The organism is Pseudomonas gingeri (assembly GCF_013385635.1).
GTDB lineage: Bacteria > Pseudomonadota > Gammaproteobacteria > Pseudomonadales > Pseudomonadaceae > Aquipseudomonas > Aquipseudomonas gingeri_A.
The window spans coordinates 263,859-282,552 of the sequence record NZ_JACAPR010000013.1 but is presented as its reverse complement, the minus strand read 5'-3'; the positions used below and the strand labels follow the sequence as shown (position 1 = coordinate 282,552).

Genomic DNA, 18,694 nt, shown 5'->3' with positions numbered 1-18,694 from the left:
CCGAGGCTTAAAAATCGGGCAGGCCCGAGCGTGTCAATCGGGGCTGGCTTTGCCGCCATGGAAGGTGGCGTCAAACCCCTCTGATTGGAGAGTGTGTGTGGAACCCAATGTTCGATCCAAAGCCGTTTCCCGCTTCATGCCGGACGTGCGAATCGATGCTGCGTTAGTGCGTGAGCGACTGTTACTGCAACTGGATGGAACCTCTGTTGCCAGCGCGTCAATGACTATCCTTCGAGCGCCGGCCGGCTTTGGAAAAACCACGCTCTACGCACAGCATTCGCGACAATTAAAGGCGTCGGGCATTACAACGATATGGATGAATGCTCAATCTCAGGACCGGATGTCATCCTTGTCTGATGTGTTGTCTGAGGCGCTGCATCATTCGGGGCTTTGCGGTTTCCGATCCTGCGAGCGAGTCACCGAGCTGCTTGCCCAGGTCAGTGAGCGTGTCGGGCGCTTTGCATTATTCATTGATAACGATGAATGGCTGGATACGGAAGCAGATGCCCAACTGATCGAATTGGCCAGAGAACTGCCGGATGGCGTGAGTTGCTACCTGGCCGGACGGCGTCGCCAGGAGGCGAAGTTGAGTCAGTATTTACTGGGAGGGTACGTCCGCCTGATCGGACCGGAGCATCTTGCCTACACGTTCGACGAAGCCGCGAGCCTGTTCACCGAGGGTGTGTCGACCGAGGCACTGACGCAGGCCTGGACTCGCAGTGAAGGCTGGCCCGCGGCGATGCAGTTGATGGCGCACCATCATGCCTTCAGATCACCGGAGGACAGGGAGGCATCATTCGTCAATTTCAATCCGATGGCCGCCGCATTGGTGGAGTCCCATGATTACATCGCTTCGCAGATACTGGCGCCATTGCCCGACGAGGAACGCCGTTTCCTGCTGGACACATCCATACTGGATGAGGTGACAGTCGACATTGCCAATGCAGTGCTTGAACGCTCTGACAGTGCCAATCATATCGCCTGGTTCGCCGGACTGACTCCGTTGATCAAACATCGGACTGACGCGACGTCGATTCATGTGAACCCCTGGTTGCGCGAATCCCTGATCTGGCACGCACGCCTCAGTGGAGATGACGCGATTGCGCGTCGGCACTTGCGAGCGGCGAATGCCTATGCTGCCCATCAGGACTTGATCAGGGCGGTGGACCAGGCGATACAGGGCGGGGAGCCGGAAACAGCGGCCCGAATTGTCGAGCACAACGGTGCTGTACGGTTAATAGCCGATGCCGGTATCGGCAGAACCCAGGTCTTGCTTTCACGCCTGCCATCGGCGGTCAGGCAGGCCCATCCCAGACTGCGCCTGCTGTACATCGCGCATCTGCTGACTGAAAACAACGCCCGCGAAGCGCGCTGGGACATGGAGCGATTGCAGCGCGAACTGCAGCTGGCGGAGCCAGGCAGCCCATTCGCGCGGCAGGTTGCCGATGAAAATTTTCAGCTCGAAGTCTCGTTGGTCGATTGCCTGGTCCTGCTGAATCGGGCCGAGCACGAACTCATCATTTCACCTTGGGCACAACTCGATCGGGTCACGCGCCTGGCGATGGTCCAATTCTGCGATGACTGGCGAATACTGGGTCTGTTGCTGCCCCTGCAAATACTCTTTTTGCACCGCTATGGCCCTTTGTCGGGGGCGGCTCGCTACATCGCCCGGATCGAGTTGATGTACCGCTCCGAAAACAGTGATTACAACATCCAGTGGGTGCGTTTTAATCGGGCACGCGAATGTGTGGGGTCCGGGCACCTGGATCAGGCCGAAGACATTCTGCTCAAAGCGATTGATTCAAGTCATGCGGTCATCCGCTTCGAGCAAACGTCATTCCGCAACATGGTGGCGGCCTTGCGCGCGCGCGTTGCGAACCTGAGCGGCGAACTGGAAAACGCCCTGGCCATTCTTGAGGGAATCGAAGCGCATTCTGCCGGACTTCTGTTTGAGGTGACCGCCGCGGTCTACATCGAGCGCGCGCGTTGCTTGTACGCCCTTGGCGATACGGTGGCCGCGATGGCTCAACTGGACGCTGCACAACGGCTCGCCGACGCCGAAACGTTGCCGCATCTTGGCGTGTTGGCCGCCTGCACCAGGCTGGTCTGGCTGGTCGACGAGGGGCGTAACGACGAAATGGAAGTGTTGGCGATGCAGATCAATCTCAAAGGTCTGTGGAAGGACGCTCGCGGTACCCGCAAGTTACCGTGGGCCGACGTAGAAGCCGTCGGGCGTGCCGCCATTCGGTTTGCGTTGGCGCGCGGTGATTTGAAGTACGCCAGCCTTTATGCCGATCGACTCCAGATACTGGCAGAGCAGATGGAGGAGCGTCCTGCGGTGATCGGCGCCAGGTTGTTATACATGCGTGTTCTGATCGCCATCGGTGATGAGTGCGGGGCACGGGAGATGTGGCAATCAGCACTTGCCATCGCCGCTGAGGGCTGCATCTCTCAACCGTTCGTGGATGAGTTGGTGGACATCGCCTGGCTCGAAGCCCGAGGGGACGACGAGCCGACGGCGATCATCGTATTGAAGCACCGGATTCGTGATGGCCGACTGGCCGCTATACGTCGAAGGATCGAGCGCAATGTGCAACTGACCGTCCGGGAACGCGATGTCATGTACTGGCTGGTGCAGGGGCTGGCGACCAAAAGGATCAGCCGTGAGCTGGGTGTTTCACCGGAAACGGTCAAGCAGCATCTGAAGACGATTTTCACAAAGCTGGGCGTCAATAGCCGAGGTGCCGCGACGGCCGCAGTCATCGGCAACGTCATCCCGGTGAGTGAAAGGTAAATCCCGCGGGCTGTTCGTCAGTTTGACCGGGTATTCACACGAGGTCTCTGGAGGTGGGCATGTGAATGCCATCTGTCCTGGACAGCACGGCATCGATCATCACCCTGGCGATATTGGCTGGGGGATTGATCCACAGGCCTCGCGGCAATATCGGCCGAAGCAGGGCGGCCAAGGGGAGTATCAACCGTTCGGCAGGGCGAAACTCTTCGCGGCTGCCACCGATCATGCCTGGACGGATAATCGTCATTGAAGGGAACCCGATACCCTGAATCTCCCGTTCGAGCTCACCTTTGATCCGGCAATAGTAAAGCGGTATGGACAAAGAGGCCCCGGGCGAAGAGATCACTGCGCAAGCCTTGGCTCCCAGCGACAAAGCCAGTTCCGCAAACGTTATCGGCAACACGTAATCGACCTGTCGGAACGCCTGCCTTGAAACCGCCTTCGCGATCGTTGCTCCAATCGCGCAGATCATGGCGTCGATTGACAGCTTGGCGACATCCGGAACGGTACGCCGTAGATCCTCTGACACCGGATTATTGAGTTTGGGGTGTGCGGGGAGGGCACGGCGCGTGGGCGCGTTGGCCACTGCCTGGCCGTGAGGGGCGGCGTATCGAGCGGTCAGTCGAGTGATTTCAATTCCGGATGGCATCTAGTTCCTCTCCACGAACACGCGGTTTTCATAGCGTTTGGCGAGCAAGGCGAAGGGGATTATCACCAACGCGTAGCACAGCGCGACCATCGTGTAGACCGCCAGAGTTTGTAGGTCTGGTTGACGACCACCTGGGCGGTATTGATGATCTCGAACACGTCGATCACCGATGCCAGCGATGACATCTTCAGGGTGGTGTAGTACTGCCCCGTCAGCGGCGGTATCGAGTTGCGCACGAAGTGCGGCAGCGAGAAGTATAGGAACGTCTGCACCGGCGTGTAGCCCATGGCCCGCGCAGCCTGCATCTCGCCGCGCGGCATGTTGCGGCGGGAAGTGTGGCGGCAGTAGCGGGGGGGGGGGTGGTGCCGTTAGCGGTTGGCACCGACACCGGTGGTTCGATCCGGATTCCGTCAGCCCTTTGCGGTACGGTCGGGTTCAAGCCAGGTTTCAATTCGGTGTCGGTCGAGGGCGTCTTCGCGCTTTCAAACATGCTCAGCGAATGGAGGAGCATCCTGAACTATTCGACCAAGAGGTACGGGCGCGCCTTGAGCTGTCGGCGCAGGTGCGCGGTTGGGAATACGTTCGTGCGGTGCAGATACGCTTGACCCTTCAGAGGCGTATGGCTGAACTGTTTGAACAGTACGACTTGTTGGTCATGCCGGCCCTGCCGGTCACCGCGCCGATGTTGGGCCAGCGCGAGGTCGACATCAACGGAAAGTCTATTCCCGTGCGTGATGTCCTGCTGAGCCTGACAAGCGCCTGGAACGTGACCGGTCTGCCGGCGATCAGTCTTCCAGCAGGTCAGGTAGATGGACTTCCCGTTGGCCTGCAAGTGATCGCACCGGCACAACAGAATGCCTGGTTGCTGAGTGTGGTTGCCTGACGCTGTGGGGTGACCACTGATGCCATTGACTTGCACCGATCTGAAGCGCGTCGTGCCTGATTTGTATAAATTTGGCACCGTTTTCTTCCTTTGATTTTGATTCAAACCACTTGAGTCGACAGGTTTAAGGTGTTGGCATGGTTCATGCCTTTGTATTTTTATTCAAGTTACTTGAATAAAAATATTGCCGATTCAAGTGGAGTAAACACCGATGAAACGTCATGCACTCAAAGCGCTGTCCCTGTCGCTGGTCACGTTGTTCGTAGCCTCCATGGTCCATGCGGACGATTTGTTGCAACGGGTTAAAGAGAAGAAAGAAATCGTTGTTGCTACCGAAGCACGTTTTGCTCCTTTCGAGTCGGTGGAGAACGGCAAGATCGTCGGTTACGGCGTTGACCTTATGCACTACGTCCTGGATGCCGATCTGCCCGACGTGAAGGTGCGCCAGCTGGACCTGCCATTCCAGGGCATTCTGCCGGGGCTGGATACTCGCAAGTTCGATTTTGTGGTGACGTCGGTGACCGTGAACAAGGCGCGTTACGACCAGTTCGCCTTTACCTTGCCGATCGCCGAGTCCACCGTAGCGTTGCTCAAGCGTGCCGACGATAACGGCATCAAGTCGTTGTCTGACCTCAACGGCAAGGTGATCGGTTCGCAGGCTGGTTCCGGTCAACTGACGGTGCTGCAAGCTTTCGATGCCAAGCTCAAGGCCGAGGGGCAGCCAGGGATCAAGCGCATCAAGGAATATGTCGGTTTCGATGAGGCTTACGCCGATCTGGCCGCCGGTCGCCTCGACGGTGTGGCGCAGTCGTTGTCCAACCTTGGTCCGCTGATGAAGTCTCGCCCAGGCGTATTTGCGACCCTGTCGGACATGGTAGGGCCGACCACTTATTTCGGTTGGGTCGGTCGCAAGGAGGCTGACAGCGCCAGCCTGGTGAAGTTGTTCAGTGACGGCATCGCGCGGGCCAATGCTGACGGTACCTTGAAGAAACTGCAGGAAAAATGGTTCGGTTTCACCATGGTCCTGCCGACCGAAGCCATGCCGGTTCCGACCATCTGAGCGGCGTGGCGATGAACGACTTCAGCACGCGCTTCGCGCTTTACTGGCCGGCTTTGCTTGACGGTGCGCTGACTACGTTGTGGTTGTGTGCGGTCGGCATGGCCCTGGGTTTTGTCATCGGAGTGTTTATTCACTTGATCGGCAATGGCCACAGCCGAAGCGGTGCGGCGTTCGCCAGGGCGTATGTCAGTTTCTTTCGCGGCACGCCGATGCTCGCGCAACTGTTGCTGCTGTTCTATCTGCCGTCGGCATTAAACGTGGACGTGCCACCGTTGGTGGCCGCCGCGCTGGCGCTGGCGTTGAACACCGCCGCCTACCAGTCGCAGATCCTGCGCAGCGGTTTTGCGGCGATTCCCAGAGGACAACTGGAGGCCGCTTCGGTGTTTTCCATCGGCAAATGGAAAACCCTGATGCACATCCAGTTACCGCAGGTGTTGCGGCTGACGTCGCCAACGCTGATCAGCGAACTGATCGACGTGATCAAAGTCTCGGCAGTGGTCTCGGTCATCTCCATCACCGACTTGATGCGGGTCAGTCAGCAACTGGTGTCGCAGACCTATCGTCCGCTGGAGGTTTATCTGGTCTCTGCCCTGTTCTATCTGGCGCTGACCAGTCTGCTCAGCATGCTGGGCCGGATGCTGGAACGCCGTTGGCAGGAGCGCACCTGATGCAAGAGTTCATGAGTTATCTGCCGGATTTTGGCGAAGCGCTGCTGGTGACCCTGGGCATCAGCCTTGCCGCCGCGATGTTGGGGCTGGTGTTGGGGTTCGGGCTGAACGCCTTGCGTCTGGCGTTGCCGCTCTTTACCGGATTCTATCGGCTGTATATCTGGCTGATTCGCGGCACGCCGTTTCTGGCGCAGTTGGCCATTGTCTATTTCGGGTTGCCGGTGCTGGGCCTGAGACTGGAAGCCGTCGAGGCCAGCATCCTGTCGCTGGGGCTGTACAGCGCGGCCTATTTCGCCGAGCTGTTTCGTTCCGCCTGGGCCAGCGTACCCAAGGGGCAAATCGAGGCGGCACGGGTTCATGGAGTGTGCAGGCACCAAGCGTTCTGGCACATCCAGGCACCCCAGGCATTCGCCTTCGCGCTGCCGTTGCTGGGCAATCAGGTGATGCTGACCATCAAGGAAAGCGCTGTCACTTCGATCATTACCGTGCCCGAGCTGACCATGACGGCCGGGCGGATCGTTTCCACCACTTTTTCCTACGTCGTGCCTTACGCCTTGCTGGTGCTGAGCTACTGGTTGCTGACCTCTTCGGTCGCAGTCCTGGCCGAGTACCTGGGGCGACGGGCGACGCGCTATCTGCGAGGTTGATGCCATGAGCACGCTACCCCTTCTTCAACTGCGCAGTGTCGGCAAGTCTTACGGCGCCAACCGTGTGCTGACAGGCTTTGATCTGTCGGTGCAGGTGGGCGAGATCGTCTCGCTGATCGGCCCCTCGGGGTCAGGTAAAACCACAGCCTTGCGCTGCATGAATTTCCTCGAAACCTACGATGAGGGCGAGATCTGGATTGACGGCCAGTTGCTGGGCTACAGCGGTTCGGGTCGCAGCGCCGGGGATCGTGACAGCGAAGCCACGATCGACGAGGTCCGCAAGCCGCTGGCCATGGTGTTCCAGCAGTTCAACCTGTGGCCGCACATGACGGTGCGCGAGAACGTCATGGCACCGCTGGTGTTGGGCAAGCGCATGGCCAAGGCTGAAGCGCGGACCTTGGCTGATGCCGCTCTGTCGCGTGTCGGTCTGACCGCCAAGGCCGATGCCTGGCCGGCGCGCTTGTCCGGCGGTCAGCAACAGCGGGTCGGCATTGCCCGAGCATTGGCGGTCAAGCCGCGCCTGATGTTGCTGGATGAGCCGACGTCGGCGCTTGATCCTGAATTGGTCGAGGAAGTGCTGCAGGTCATTCGCAGCCTGGCCGACGACGGTATGACCATGGTGATGGTCACCCATGAAATGAGTTTCGCCGCACAGATCTCCAATCAGGTGGTGTTCATGGAGGCGGGCCAGATCGTAGAGACCGGCGCGCCATTGTCGTTGTTCCAGACCCCCAAGACCGAGCGCTTGCAACGCTTTCTCACCCCGTGGTTCAACCGCAGCCTCACACCTCGTACGCAGGTCACGCCATGACGGCACAACGTGTTCTCGAAGGGGTATCCGCCAAACGCCTGCACGACTTGCTCGACGCCCTGGCGCGCTTCGGACCGGGCGAGCGGGGCGGTATGAATCGCCAGGCGTTGTCTGAAGAAGACTTTCAGGCCCGCGCCTGGCTAATCGAGAAGGCGCGACAACTCGGCTGTCAGGTCTGGACTGACGGTTGCGCCAATCTGTTCATTCGTCGCGAAGGCCGGGAAGACCTGCCATCGGTGATGACTGGCAGCCATATCGATACTCAGCCTACTGGTGGGCGCCTTGACGGCTGCTATGGCGTGATGGCGGGACTTGAGTGTCTTTATGCGCTGGAAGATACCGGCATTCGCACCCTTCGCCCGATTGAAGTGGTGGTCTGGACCAATGAAGAGGGCAGCCGTTTCAGTCCCGGTGCCATGGGCTCCAGCGCTTATGTGGAACCGGCACGGCTGGACGGATACCGAAGCAATCGTGATGCCGCTGGAGTCTCTGTAGGCGAGGCGCTGGACGCTCACTCACGACGCTTCGCCGATCTGCCCTTGCGCACAAAGATTGATGCCCATGCATTCGTGGAACTGCACATCGAGCAAGGCCCGGTGCTGGAGCAGGCTGGCATCCCGCTGGGCGTGGTGACCGGTATTCAGGGCGTGCGCTGGTATCAGGTGCGTTGTAAAGGCGTGTCTGCCCACGCTGGGACCACGCCGATGTCCATGCGCCGTGACGCAATGTTGCTGGCGATGGAAATTGTCTCGCGCATTGATGCCCTGGCAGACCGGATCGCCGGTGACGAGAAACGCCTGACCTTTGGACGTTGGAATGTCTCGCCCAACGCCATCAACACCATTGCCAACGAAGTCACGTTCAGTATCGATTTTCGTCATGCCGAACCTGCCGTACTGGCGGCTTTCGATGCCGGGCTGGCGACATGCCTGCCGATGGATGCCGAGTTGCAAAGCCTGTTTAGCCACGCGCCGACCGCGTTCGACCCGGCGGTGATCGATTTGCTGCAGCAGGCGTGCGATGCCACTGGCCTGACACGGCAGCAGATACGCTCCGGCGCCTTTCACGATGCCATGTACCTGGCCGGGCATTGCCCGACCGGCATGCTGTTTGTCCCCAGCCGTGACGGTATCAGTCACAACCCGCTGGAATTCACCGAACCCGCGCAGTTGGAGGCGGGCACCCGGGCACTTGCCTGGAGCCTGGTTTCACTCGCCGAACAACCGTAAATCAAGGAGTCACCATGACCAATCTCACCCACGTTCATGACTATCCGGCCTGCTGCCAAACCGACAACGGCTCTTCTCTGGGCGTCAACGCTACCCTCAACGAGCCGATTTCTGCCGACGGCACGCCTGTGCCCGGCGAAACCTACACCGTCCCGGCGCGCAGCGGTCGCGCGGTCCGTCTGAACGCCGGTCAGGTCATCAAGATCGTCAATACTCACGGTACTCAAGTCTGTGATACCTGGCTGTTCAACACAGAAGACATGAGTGAGTTCCTGTCCATGGAGCACGCCCGCGCCCACTGCAACAGCATCATTCCGAAAGTCGGCGATGAGCTTTACAGCAACCGCCGTCGTGCCCTTGGCACTCTGCTGAGCGATACCTCGCCAGGCATCCACGACACGCTGATGGCCGCCTGCGATCTGCATCGCTATACCAACCTCGGCGTCGAGGGTTACCACGACAGCTGTGCCGATAATATGCGCATGGCGCTGCAAGCCATCGGCCTGCGTTCACGCGAAGTGCCACAGCCGTTCAACCTGTGGATGAACATTCCAGTCAAGCCGGACTACAGCGTCGCCTGGCTGCCACCGGTCTCCAAGGCTGGAGACTATGTCGAGATCCGCGCCGAAGTGGATGTGGTGGTGGTCATGTCTGCCTGCCCTCAGGACATCGTGCCGATCAACGACCTGAATCCGGTGGAGGTCCAATTCTCGGTTCACGACTGATAGTTGCTCAGGCAGTGGACGACAGGCCTGCGCACAACCTAGGATGCCTGTTGCCACGCCTGCTTACATTTTCCATGAGGGACGCATGTCCAAACCGAGCAAGACCCCCACCAAGGCTCTGCATACCGAGGGCTTGCCAAGCCTCGGTCTTCGTCTGCGTCACGCGCGCAAGGTCGCGGGCCTGACGTTGAAACAGGTGGCCGAGGCCGCCAGTTGTTCCGAAAGCCTGATTTCCAAACTGGAGCACGACGCCGCTTCGCCGTCGCTGGCCATGCTGCACCGCCTGGCCCGTGCGCTGGGCAGTAACGTGTCCGAACTGACCTCCGAGGACTGGGTGTCGCAAGAGCCGATACTGCGTGCCGGATCGCGTCAGGTTAATCGCTTCGCCAAGGGCGGAAGATCCGGTTACATCGATCTTGAGCGAGTGACCCATCCACAGAAGGGCAGCTTGCTGCAGGGCGATATTCATATTGTTGCGCCAGGCATGATCAGCGAGAGGATCGAGCATGTCGGGGAAGAGATGGGCTATGTGATCGAAGGTAGCCTCGAACTGACCTTGGGCGAAACCACCTACACACTGAGCCCGGGCGATTCGTTTCACTTCCCCAGCAATGTGCCCCACGGTTATCGGAACATCACCAGCGAGATCGTGCGGATTTTGTGGGTCAACACACCCGCTACGTTCTGATCCTCCAGCATTGCCGATCAGGCCAGCCTGTTGGCGCTCAACGCGGCCATTGAGGTAGCCAGAACAGCCTGATTGCGGCCCTGGGCCTTGGCGCAATAGAGGGCCAGGTCGGCTTGCTTGAGTAGATATTCTGGCGTCCGGTCCTCTTTGGGAATCATGACCGCCACGCCAATGCTCGCGGTCACGAAGCCGAGTGGAGACAGTGCATGTGGCAGCGTCAGTTTTTCCAGTGCACGGCAAAGCGCTTGGGCATGCTGCAACGCTTTTTCGGTGTGGGGGATTGTGGTGATGAGCGCAAACTCTTCCCCGCCGTAGCGGGCCACGAGATCACCCGCCCGCAGAGCATGGGCTTCCAGCACGCTGGCGACGCTGCGCAGGCAATCGTCACCGGCCTGGTGCCCGTAGTGGTCGTTGTATTTCTTGAAGTAGTCCACATCAATCAGCATCAGCGACAAAAACGTTCCGGTGCGCTGGGCACGGTGCCATTCGCTGATCAGTGCTTCATCGAAATGACGGCGGTTGGCCAGGCCCGTCAATCCGTCGGTGGTGCTCAGCACCTTCAATTGGCGGTTGGCTTCTTCGAGCGCGGCAGTGCGGTCCTGTACCTGGAGTTCCAACTGCTCTTGCGCGCCCTGGATTCGGTCCGCCATGTTTGCAAAGTCGCGGGCCAACTCACCAATCTCGTCGGTAGACTGGGTCGGCAGGGCGTCATGGCCCAGGCGCTCTCTGGACAAGCCAACCAGCCGCGTTGCCTGCATCAGTCGGGACAGAGGAATGGCCACCTGCTTTTGCAGAATGGAGCGCAGGATAAAGATCTCCACCAGCAGGGTGAGCAGCCCGAGGGCAATCACGATGGCCAGGTTGGTCAAAATGGCCGGGGTCATCTGTGCTCGGGGGTAGTGGACGGCGAGTACCCAGGGCGTTCCGGGAATGATGCCCATCGCGACGATGTCATTGTATGTCTGCACCACCGTCGCCTTGCCTGGCGTCAGAGAGTGAATGGCGTCTAGCAGCGGGTAATCATGGACAATCTTCAGCGACTGGATCGACGCCTTGCCCTCGCTGCTTTTGACTTGCTCCATGAAGTCGGGGTGGTAGATCAGCGTGCCCTCGCTATCGGCGGTGAACAGGACACTGTAGGCGTCCTGCACGAAGGGCTTGGCGGTGCGTTTCATGAGCTCATCCAGTAGCACATCGACACAGACCAGGATGCGATGCTTGCCGGACGTATCGGCCACGTCGGGCGTGGCAATGGTCGTCATCCAGGCGTTGTTGGAATAATCCCAATACATGCGGGTAAACAGCGTGCTGTTCCCGGGCGTACCGAAACCACGTTCATAAAACTCATAAGTCTCGAGTTTTAGCGCGTCCGGGCCCGAGTATGTAAACACCTCGGCGATATTCGACTCCTGGTAGATGGGGAAGCCTTTTTCAGGCACCACACCATAGAAATTGAACAGTCGACCCTTGGTGCTGGAACCGTATTTGTGGGACAGAATGTAAGACAGGGTTAACCGTGTCTTGACGTCGTCATTGGGGGGGGTATCGGGCGCGTAGGTGGCCGACATCCCGGCGAAGCGGCGGCCGTCGGCAAGCGGTTTGCCTTCAAACAGCATTGGCCGTTGTGTATAGGAACCATCCTCGTGGCGATAGAAAATCTGGTTGAAATCGCGCACGAGCGTGGCCTCTATGCCTGGTCTGGCGAGGATACTCTTGAAGTCATTCAGAAAATTCTGCTGCAGATCCTTGATTTCCCGAAAAGGCAGGGACTCCAGTTGCAGGGTTTGTTCGGTCGACAGCAGTAGTTGTTCGGTAATGGCCCCCTCGATCGAGGACAGATTGACGAAATAGGAAACCGTGCCGGCAGACAGTGAAACCAGGCCAATGCGCAACACGGCCAGATGAAGTGCTCGCGCGGTGAGCGAGCGCTTATGGGATGTCAGAACGAAGTCAACTTTCACCATTTTTGATTTCCTTTCGTCACTGGATAATCCTTTGGCTCACTGCGTAGCGGATGATCTCGGCATTGCTGGAAAAACCCATCTTCTCCATCAGTCGCGTTTTGTGAGTGCTGACGGTCTTGCTGCTGATGGCCAGTTTTCCAGCTATCTGAGTCACGCTGGCGCCAAGGGCGAACAGGTGCAGAATCTGGGACTCACGCTCTGTGAGGGAGGCATGACGGACCTGCTGTTTCAGCCCACTGGCCTCGAAGGCTATGGATTGGGCTATTTGCGGATCGATGAATCGCTCGCCGCAGGCCACGCGACGGATCGCACTCAGCATTGTCTCGAGTGAGCACACCTTGCATAGGTAGCCTGTGGCCCCGGCCTTGAGCGCGCGTATGGCGATCTGCGGGTCGTTGTGCATGCTGAGCACCAGCGTTTTCTGCTGGGGATGCTGGGTGTGGATGAGTGACACCAGATCCTCACCGCTGAGTCCTGGCATGTTCATATCGAGCAGCAACAGGTCGATATCGGCCTGCTGCAAGTGCTGCAGCGCTACGACACCGTTCTCGGCCTCCGCGACTACCGTCAAGTCACAGGCCAGGGCAAACAGTTGTTTCAACCCCTCTCGCATGATGGGGTGGTCATCGACGATCAGTAGACGAATTTTTTTGGGCATAGTTATGGGGGCTTACGCAGAGCGGACCAGGTGGTCGATAAGGGACGTTCAGATAGCCAGAGAGAGGCTTGGTGTTGGAAAAATGATGTCACTAGGCTATTACTGGAGCCATCGGACATTACTGATTTTTCGGTAGGGTTTTTCGCTGATGGGTAGGCAACGACGTACAGGTCTGCGACGGAGTCGATGGCACGATGCCGCACAAGTTGCGGCCAAAAAAAAGGTTCTTCACGAAAGATCGGGAAGAACCAAGAGTCGCCATCCCCGCAAGACGCGGGGATCCATGTTCGGCCGAACCATGAGGGGGGTCATAGGCAGCGCGACACGGGCTCCTGTCCCAGGAGCAGCACACACACACATATGTCGAACTTTCTGCGGAGTTTGCGTAAGCGAGTCCACGCTTTGGAGTTGACACGCGATTAAGGATGCAGGCACGCAGGTTCTGTGACCATCAGCGGGGGCTGATTTTCGAGTAGGGGAATGTCCGTGGCGACCCAGGGGCGACCTGAATGACGGCCGCTATCCACGAGACAAGTTTTCCTGTACCTCCGATCGGGCTGTCGAACGCAACACGACGAACTCACTCGCCAACAGTCCCCGCCCGATATCCAGCAAGGTGACCGTGTGGTTGTTGACCGTGATCGTGCCGAGGGTGAAGTCGTTGTGGATCTTGCTGACAAAGGCCTCACGCGGTTCTATTTCCCTTGGGGGGATTTCTGCTACTTTGCTGACCGCATCGACAACCACGCCGATCATCTGCATACGATCGTCGATGGTCACTTCCAGGATGATGATATTAGTGCTCCGGCTGATCTTGAGGGGCTGCTCACCGAGGTACGCCCCCAGGTCGATTACCGGTACCAGCGTTCCGCGCAGCTTGATCGCCCTGCGGTGCCTGGTCAGCACGTCAGGCCTGGTGATTAGTTGAGTGGCCTCGACGACGCCGCAGACGTTCAACGTGCTCACCGCAAACGGCTGGTCGCGCAGAGTGAAGGAGAGGTAGCACCTGTCCGATAGTGTATTGTCGGCGGCCAACACCGGGGCGGCGGTCGTATGGTCAAGGGACTTTCTTTTGTCATTCAGGCGAGCGGTGAGCTTGGCCATCTCGTGTATGTTGGCAAGGAGTTCAGCGAAGTGCTTGTCCAGAACGGCGTTACGCGGCGTTTCGATGACGGAGCCGGGTGCCAGCAGGTTTGCTGGAGAGCCGGTTTTTTCGTGTGTATCGACCGGCTTGTCGATGTACTTTGTGGTCGTCGCGCAATTGCGCACCACTGCAGAGATCGCGGTGATCTGCGCGATTGTATTTCGCTTGAACTGCTCGATCTCCTCGGGCTCCGCTTCGACAAGCGGCTCAATGGGAGCACTTATTTTGATGTCCACGCGCGAGTTTCGGTAGCGAATGCCCAGTGCGACGAGCATCACTGTGCCTGTGGTGGCGGCCAGGCACAGCGAGAACGATAGGTCGTGCATATCTATTGAGGAAACCTGGCCAGCTGTTGCGCCGAGACAAAGCAACAATACCAGGACAATGACGATATTCATGCCGAGTTACTTTCCTGTTCAGTGACTAAAGAAGCCAAGTCTGTAGGGGGCCCATATTGCTGCTGATGCTCTCCACCTTGATCAAGCGGTCCATGGCATTACTCCTCAACGCGCACAAAGCCGGCCGGCACAGTCGGGCAGCGAGTGTTAGCGGGTAGGGCGAGCTGCCTTGGGCCTGGTAGATGCAGCAGAGATTTGGGTACCACACTCGCTTCAATCGTGGTTTGTTAGCGGGAGAGATCGTTACGTTCAACGCGGATTCTCTATCCGGCGACCTGAGCTGCTGGTGGGTGCCGGAGCTGGTAGTTCTATGTCGAAAAAAGTGCAGCACAATCCCGGTGGCATCGAATGATGCAGGCCTTGTAACGGGGCTGGACATCGGTCAGTGCTGGTTTTTTGGTGGGTATGTTGCGGGGGAAGGGTAGGTATCGCCCTACTGCGTATCGCGAGAGGTTTGCTTTTCTTTTGTAGAGTGTCTTGGGCTTGATGTGCGTCCTTGCATCTCGACTGCGCCTGCGCGCAGCACCTGCTTCCGCCCGGCATGGAGCAATGCAGGGAGACGTTTGTCACTCGATAAGCCGCTGACTCACCGCATAGCGGACAATCTCTGACATGCTGGTGAAGCCCATCTTTTCCATCATGCGGGCTTTGTGGGTGCTGACAGTCTTGTGACTGATGGACAGTTCTGTTGCTGCGCGCGAGACGCTGAGGCCGCGGGCGAGCAGGCGCAGGACTTGCAGTTCCCTGTCAGTGAGCATGTCGTGCTGGGTATACGGGCCCAGACCGCTGGCCGCAAAGGCGATCTGTTCGGCCAGTCCGGCGTCGATGTAGCGTCCGCCGCCAGCCACTCGACGGATGGCCGTGAGGAGGGCCTCGGGGTCGCGATCCTTGGTCAGATACCCGGAGGCACCCGACCTGAGCGCTCGTTGGGCGATCTGCACTTCATTGTGCATGCTCAGCACCAGGATCGGCAGTTGCGGATAGTGAGTATGGATGCGCGCAACCAGATCTTCGCCGCTGATGCCTGGCATGCTCATGTCAAGCAACACCAGGTCGGCATCACCCTGGCGCAGCTGCTCAAACAGCATGACGCCGTTTTCTGCTTCACCTGTTACGTGCAGATCGCCGGCCAAGGCAAAAAGCTGTTTCAAGCCTTCGCGCATGATGGCGTGATCATCAGCGATCATCAGTTGGATCATGGAGTCTCCGGATTTGCCTGGAAGGGGATATTCACCCGGACATGAGTACCCTGTCCGAGGGGGCTGTTTACAGTGACTGTTCCGCCGAGCATGTGTCCTCGCTCGCGCATGCCGAGCATCCCGAGCCGGCCTTTGGGCAGTTGCTCCGGGTCGAAGCCCTTGCCGTTGTCACGCACTTCAATCAGGACATGCTCGACGTCGCGCTTGAGGTCAATCTCTACCCGACTGGCCTGGGCATGGCGGGCAACATTGGTCAGGCACTCCTGGATCACCCGGAAGATCGCGGTAGCACGTTCGTCGTCGAGTTCCAGGCGAGCCGATGGCGCTCTCAATCGGCAAGGAACGCCGGTGTTCTGCGAAAACTCGGAAACCAGCCATTCAAGGGCCGACGTCAGGCCCATGTCGAGCGCAGAGGGGCGCAGGCTGGTGGCGACGTTACGAACTACCTGAATGGTTTCGTCGACCCGCACCATTAGCGCCTGGACTCGCTCTACCAACAGTGGATGGTCGCTTCCGAATTGCAGGCGCAGCAGCGAAATTCCCATGCGCAGGACGGTGAGCTGCTGCCCTAGTTCGTCGTGAATTTCCCGGGCTATGCGCTTGCGCTCCTCTTCCCGTGTGTTTTCGCGGTAACTGGATAGCTGGCGCAGTTGTGCATGGGATTCCTTCAAGCGTCGCTCGGCTACACGCATTGCACTGATGTTGCGACCGACCGCGAGAATGCTGACGACGCCCCCATGTTGATCGCGTTCGGGCACCAGGCGGACCAGGTAACAAGCCGCTTCTCCGTCTTGTTCCACCGGGACGTCCAGGGTCAATTCCTCCTCGGTGGTTTTGCCGGTCTGGATGATGTGTTCGAGCATGTCTTGAAAGGGTCTCGCGGCACTCGAACGGGGCGATGCCTCGCTGGAGTTTTTACCGAGCAGAAAAGCCAGCGGGCGTTTGAGCATGTTTTGCGCCGCGGGGTTGGCATACAAAAAACGGCACTGCAGATCGAAGCGGGCGATCACATCCGGAGTGTTCTCCACCAAGGCACGAAACTCCTGCTCGCGGGTGTGTAGAGCCTGCTCCGCATTTTTGCGCGCGGTGATGTCGCGGGCGATACCTACGATTCTGTGGACGCGTCCGTAAGCGTCACGTACCGGGATCAGCGTTGAATGAAAATAGGTCAGTTGCCCGGTGGGCAGGTCGAGTACCATTTCCTCGTCGAGCGGAGCGCCGCTTTCCACGCAGTGTCGACTCTTGGCAATGGCAACGGCTGCTATGTCGGGTGGAAGCGTTGCTTCGATGTTCTTGCCGATCAGTTCGGCGCGCCCCATACCCAGGTAATGTTCGTAGGCCGGATTGACCTCGATGGTACGAAAGAATCCGTCCTCGGTTACTTCCATTAAAAACAGGGCGTCCAGAGACTTATCGGAGATTTCCCGGTAGCGCTGCTCGCTCTCGAGAAGTGATGTCTCGGCACGTTTGCGTTCAATGGCGATGGCGGCCATATGACTGGCTTGACGAACCAGCCTGAGATCGTCGTTCGTCGGTCGCCCCGGGTGACGCAAATAGATGCAGAAGGTCCCCAGGACCTTGCCGGCGGAGTCATTGATCGGCTCCGACCAGCAGGCGCGCAACCCGGCCTTGAGGGCCTGTTCGCGAAAAGCGTCGCAGTAGGGATGTGAGGCCAGATCCTCGGCGATGATCGTGGTGCCACACCACGCGGCCGTGGCACATATACCGAAGCCTTCGCCGATCTCGATGCGACCACGCCCTTGCGTGTAGCTGGACGGCAGGCTGGACGTCGAACCTGGAAGCAGGCAGAGGCCATCGTCGTCCAGCAGCATGATATTGGCCAGGAACTCCGGGCGTGCCTGCTCGATATATTTCGTTACCAGCGTCAAAACTTCCGGCAACCGGGCGCCCTGCGCCAACCGCTCAAAAATGTGCAGCAGCGCTTCTTCCAGCCGCTCGTGACGTTTGAGCGCGGTTATGTCATGCCCCTTGGCCAGAACGCTGACGACCGTCCCGCTTGCATCCAGCTCGGGAATTAACTTCAAGGTGTGCATGACGATCTCGCCTCTCTGCGGGCGTGACCACTTCAGAATGATCTCTTGAGGTAATCCGGTAACGATCACCTGACGCAGTTGCTTTATGTATTCTTCAACCGGGACATCGGTGCACCAGCCTTCTCCGAGATAACGTTGCAATGCGTGTGCCGCCGGGATGCCGGTTTCCCGCTCGAAAGCCGGATTGACGTAAGTACGGCGGCAATTGAGGTCGTAGCGGATGACAAGGTTGTGCGTGTTTTCCGCCAGGGCATGGAACTGTTGCTCGCTGGTCAACAAGCGGGCTTCCGTCAGGGAGAGGCGCTTCTGGACTTCAAGGAGGCGGCTGAGGTCTACGATTTGGATCACGAAATACAATGGCGTGTTGTCGCTCGAGCGTATCGCGCTGCAGGTCAGTTGTACCCTGATGTAGTGACCGTCTCGGTGCCGATAGCGCTTTTCCAGGTGAATGTCGGGCGTCTCGCCCATCAGCAGGCGTTGGCCGCAGGCGAGCGTCCCGGGCAGATCGTCCGGATGGGTCAGGGCTTGGCTGGAGGTTTGCTGCAATTGGGCCTCACTGCGTCCGAGCAGCTCACAGAGGGAGCAGTTGACGCGCAACCAGCGACCGTCGAGCGCCAGCAGGGCCATTCCGGTAGCGGCGGACTCGAAGGCCAAGTGGGACCGTTCCTCGTTTCCCAGCAGTGCTTGTGCTGTGGGGGGGATGGGCTCCGAGGGCATGAAGGCCTGGCTGTCATCGTCCAGGTTCCGGGGGGCTTGAATCGGAACGATTTCACAGAGCAGTAGTGAACCGACGGCAGTCAGCTTGCTGCGCCCATGCTGACCACTGCCATCCTTGCGTCGATAATGCAATTGAAGTGGCTGAACCGGCGAGAATTGGCCAAACAACACCTGCTGAGCCTCGTGCCCGGTGCAATGGAGCAGGCTGGAAAAGGGGGCACCGAGCAATTCCGGCAGGGTGTAGCCCAACAGCTCGGAAAAAGCGCCATTAGCCTTCAGTATCTCGCGCTGGTCATTGAGCAGAACCAGAGCGGAAGACACCAGGTCAAAGGTCGCCTCGAACAGCTGAGATTGGCGCGCCTGTGCGTCTGCGGTATCCGGTTCGGTAGATGGTATCATCTGCATT

The 18,694-nt window shown here is 58.8% G+C and carries 17 protein-coding genes; 10 read left to right on the top strand and 7 right to left on the bottom strand.

Translation table 11 applies throughout. The annotated features are described in order from the left end of the window. Positions 1-97: 97 nt before the first annotated feature. Entirely contained in the window at positions 98-2,794 is a 2,697-nt protein-coding gene (locus HX851_RS45355; protein WP_177063954.1) for a helix-turn-helix transcriptional regulator, read from the top strand. Between the two features lie 34 nt (positions 2,795-2,828). On the opposite strand, the gene HX851_RS42175 is transcribed toward HX851_RS45355, so the two are convergent. After that, complete coding sequence (locus HX851_RS42175) at positions 2,829-3,443, bottom strand: Rossmann-fold NAD(P)-binding domain-containing protein (protein ID WP_177063163.1); 615 nt, start codon at positions 3,441-3,443, stop codon at positions 2,829-2,831. 62 nt (positions 3,444-3,505) lie between these two features. Beyond that, positions 3,506-3,715, bottom strand: a complete 210-nt coding sequence (locus HX851_RS42170) for an ABC transporter permease family protein (protein ID WP_177063953.1) — start codon at positions 3,713-3,715, stop codon at positions 3,506-3,508. A gap of 63 nt (positions 3,716-3,778) precedes the next feature. On the opposite strand from HX851_RS42170, the gene HX851_RS45535 reads away from it, so the two are divergent. The 9 genes from HX851_RS45535 to HX851_RS42130 all read left to right on the top strand — a co-directional run bounded on the left by HX851_RS45535 (position 3,779) and on the right by HX851_RS42130 (position 10,154). Beyond that, positions 3,779-4,048: an amidase family protein gene (locus HX851_RS45535; protein WP_439899231.1), complete on the top strand. Its 270-nt coding sequence runs from the start codon at positions 3,779-3,781 to the stop codon at positions 4,046-4,048. Then, positions 3,943-4,326 carry an amidase family protein gene (locus HX851_RS42165; RefSeq protein WP_177063165.1) on the top strand — a complete coding sequence of 128 codons (384 nt, stop codon included), beginning with the start codon at positions 3,943-3,945 and terminating at the stop codon, positions 4,324-4,326. Before HX851_RS45535 ends, HX851_RS42165 begins: the two co-directional genes overlap by 106 nt. A 211-nt stretch (positions 4,327-4,537) precedes the next feature. Beyond that, positions 4,538-5,386: a transporter substrate-binding domain-containing protein gene (locus HX851_RS42160; RefSeq protein WP_177063166.1), complete on the top strand. Its 849-nt coding sequence runs from the start codon at positions 4,538-4,540 to the stop codon at positions 5,384-5,386. Positions 5,387-5,397: 11 nt separating this feature from the next. Then, complete coding sequence (locus tag HX851_RS42155; protein WP_177063952.1) at positions 5,398-6,054, top strand: amino acid ABC transporter permease; 657 nt, start codon at positions 5,398-5,400, stop codon at positions 6,052-6,054. Next, the gene (locus HX851_RS42150) at positions 6,054-6,701 is read left to right on the top strand and encodes an amino acid ABC transporter permease (RefSeq protein WP_177063168.1); all 648 of its coding nucleotides are present in this window, start codon (positions 6,054-6,056) and stop codon (positions 6,699-6,701) included. The genes HX851_RS42155 and HX851_RS42150 overlap by 1 nt, the downstream gene beginning before the upstream one ends. A gap of 4 nt (positions 6,702-6,705) precedes the next feature. Continuing rightward, on the top strand, positions 6,706-7,512 hold the full coding sequence (locus HX851_RS42145; RefSeq protein WP_177063951.1) for an amino acid ABC transporter ATP-binding protein: 807 nt from the start codon (positions 6,706-6,708) through the stop codon (positions 7,510-7,512). Then, on the top strand, positions 7,509-8,741 hold the full coding sequence (locus HX851_RS42140; RefSeq protein ID WP_177063950.1) for a M20 family metallo-hydrolase: 1,233 nt from the start codon (positions 7,509-7,511) through the stop codon (positions 8,739-8,741). Before HX851_RS42145 ends, HX851_RS42140 begins: the two co-directional genes overlap by 4 nt. A 14-nt stretch (positions 8,742-8,755) precedes the next feature. Further along, a complete protein-coding gene (locus tag HX851_RS42135; protein WP_177063171.1) occupies positions 8,756-9,466 on the top strand; it encodes a DUF1989 domain-containing protein in 711 nt (236 codons plus the stop codon). Between the two features lie 85 nt (positions 9,467-9,551). Continuing rightward, on the top strand, positions 9,552-10,154 hold the full coding sequence (locus HX851_RS42130) for a cupin domain-containing protein (RefSeq protein ID WP_177063172.1): 603 nt from the start codon (positions 9,552-9,554) through the stop codon (positions 10,152-10,154). 17 nt (positions 10,155-10,171) lie between these two features. Here the strand turns inward: HX851_RS42130 and HX851_RS42125 are convergent, their stop codons facing one another. The 5 genes from HX851_RS42125 to HX851_RS42105 all read right to left on the bottom strand — a co-directional run bounded on the left by HX851_RS42125 (position 10,172) and on the right by HX851_RS42105 (position 18,693). Beyond that, the gene (locus HX851_RS42125; protein WP_177063949.1) at positions 10,172-12,118 is read right to left on the bottom strand and encodes a sensor domain-containing diguanylate cyclase; all 1,947 of its coding nucleotides are present in this window, start codon (positions 12,116-12,118) and stop codon (positions 10,172-10,174) included. Positions 12,119-12,134: 16 nt separating this feature from the next. After that, positions 12,135-12,776, bottom strand: a complete 642-nt coding sequence (locus tag HX851_RS42120; protein ID WP_177063174.1) for a response regulator — start codon at positions 12,774-12,776, stop codon at positions 12,135-12,137. A gap of 519 nt (positions 12,777-13,295) precedes the next feature. Then, positions 13,296-14,318, bottom strand: coding sequence for a chemotaxis protein CheW (locus HX851_RS42115; protein WP_177063948.1), 1,023 nt, complete (start codon positions 14,316-14,318; stop codon positions 13,296-13,298). Between the two features lie 566 nt (positions 14,319-14,884). Further along, positions 14,885-15,517: a response regulator gene (locus tag HX851_RS42110; RefSeq protein WP_177063176.1), complete on the bottom strand. Its 633-nt coding sequence runs from the start codon at positions 15,515-15,517 to the stop codon at positions 14,885-14,887. Then, positions 15,514-18,693: a PAS domain S-box protein gene (locus HX851_RS42105; RefSeq protein ID WP_256262755.1), complete on the bottom strand. Its 3,180-nt coding sequence runs from the start codon at positions 18,691-18,693 to the stop codon at positions 15,514-15,516. The genes HX851_RS42110 and HX851_RS42105 overlap by 4 nt, the downstream gene beginning before the upstream one ends. Between the last annotated feature and the right edge of the window lies 1 nt (position 18,694).

Excerpts from the sequence above, each read along its gene's own strand:
- HX851_RS42155 (WP_177063952.1), top strand. The coding sequence starts at position 5,398 with ATGAACGACTTCAGCACGCGCTTCGCGCTTTACTGGCCGGCTTTGCTT.
- HX851_RS42140 (WP_177063950.1), top strand. The coding sequence starts at position 7,509 with ATGACGGCACAACGTGTTCTCGAAGGGGTATCCGCCAAACGCCTGCAC.
- HX851_RS42115 (WP_177063948.1), bottom strand. The coding sequence starts at position 14,318 with ATGAATATCGTCATTGTCCTGGTATTGTTGCTTTGTCTCGGCGCAACA.
- HX851_RS42120 (WP_177063174.1), bottom strand. The coding sequence starts at position 12,776 with ATGCCCAAAAAAATTCGTCTACTGATCGTCGATGACCACCCCATCATG.
- HX851_RS42135 (WP_177063171.1), top strand. The coding sequence starts at position 8,756 with ATGACCAATCTCACCCACGTTCATGACTATCCGGCCTGCTGCCAAACC.
- HX851_RS42145 (WP_177063951.1), top strand. The coding sequence starts at position 6,706 with ATGAGCACGCTACCCCTTCTTCAACTGCGCAGTGTCGGCAAGTCTTAC.
- HX851_RS42165 (WP_177063165.1), top strand. The coding sequence starts at position 3,943 with ATGGAGGAGCATCCTGAACTATTCGACCAAGAGGTACGGGCGCGCCTT.
- HX851_RS42110 (WP_177063176.1), bottom strand. The coding sequence starts at position 15,517 with ATGATCCAACTGATGATCGCTGATGATCACGCCATCATGCGCGAAGGC.
- HX851_RS42160 (WP_177063166.1), top strand. The coding sequence starts at position 4,538 with ATGAAACGTCATGCACTCAAAGCGCTGTCCCTGTCGCTGGTCACGTTG.
- HX851_RS42175 (WP_177063163.1), bottom strand. The coding sequence starts at position 3,443 with ATGCCATCCGGAATTGAAATCACTCGACTGACCGCTCGATACGCCGCC.
- HX851_RS42130 (WP_177063172.1), top strand. The coding sequence starts at position 9,552 with ATGTCCAAACCGAGCAAGACCCCCACCAAGGCTCTGCATACCGAGGGC.
- HX851_RS42105 (WP_256262755.1), bottom strand. The coding sequence starts at position 18,693 with ATGCAGATGATACCATCTACCGAACCGGATACCGCAGACGCACAGGCG.
- HX851_RS42125 (WP_177063949.1), bottom strand. The coding sequence starts at position 12,118 with ATGGTGAAAGTTGACTTCGTTCTGACATCCCATAAGCGCTCGCTCACC.
- HX851_RS42150 (WP_177063168.1), top strand. The coding sequence starts at position 6,054 with ATGCAAGAGTTCATGAGTTATCTGCCGGATTTTGGCGAAGCGCTGCTG.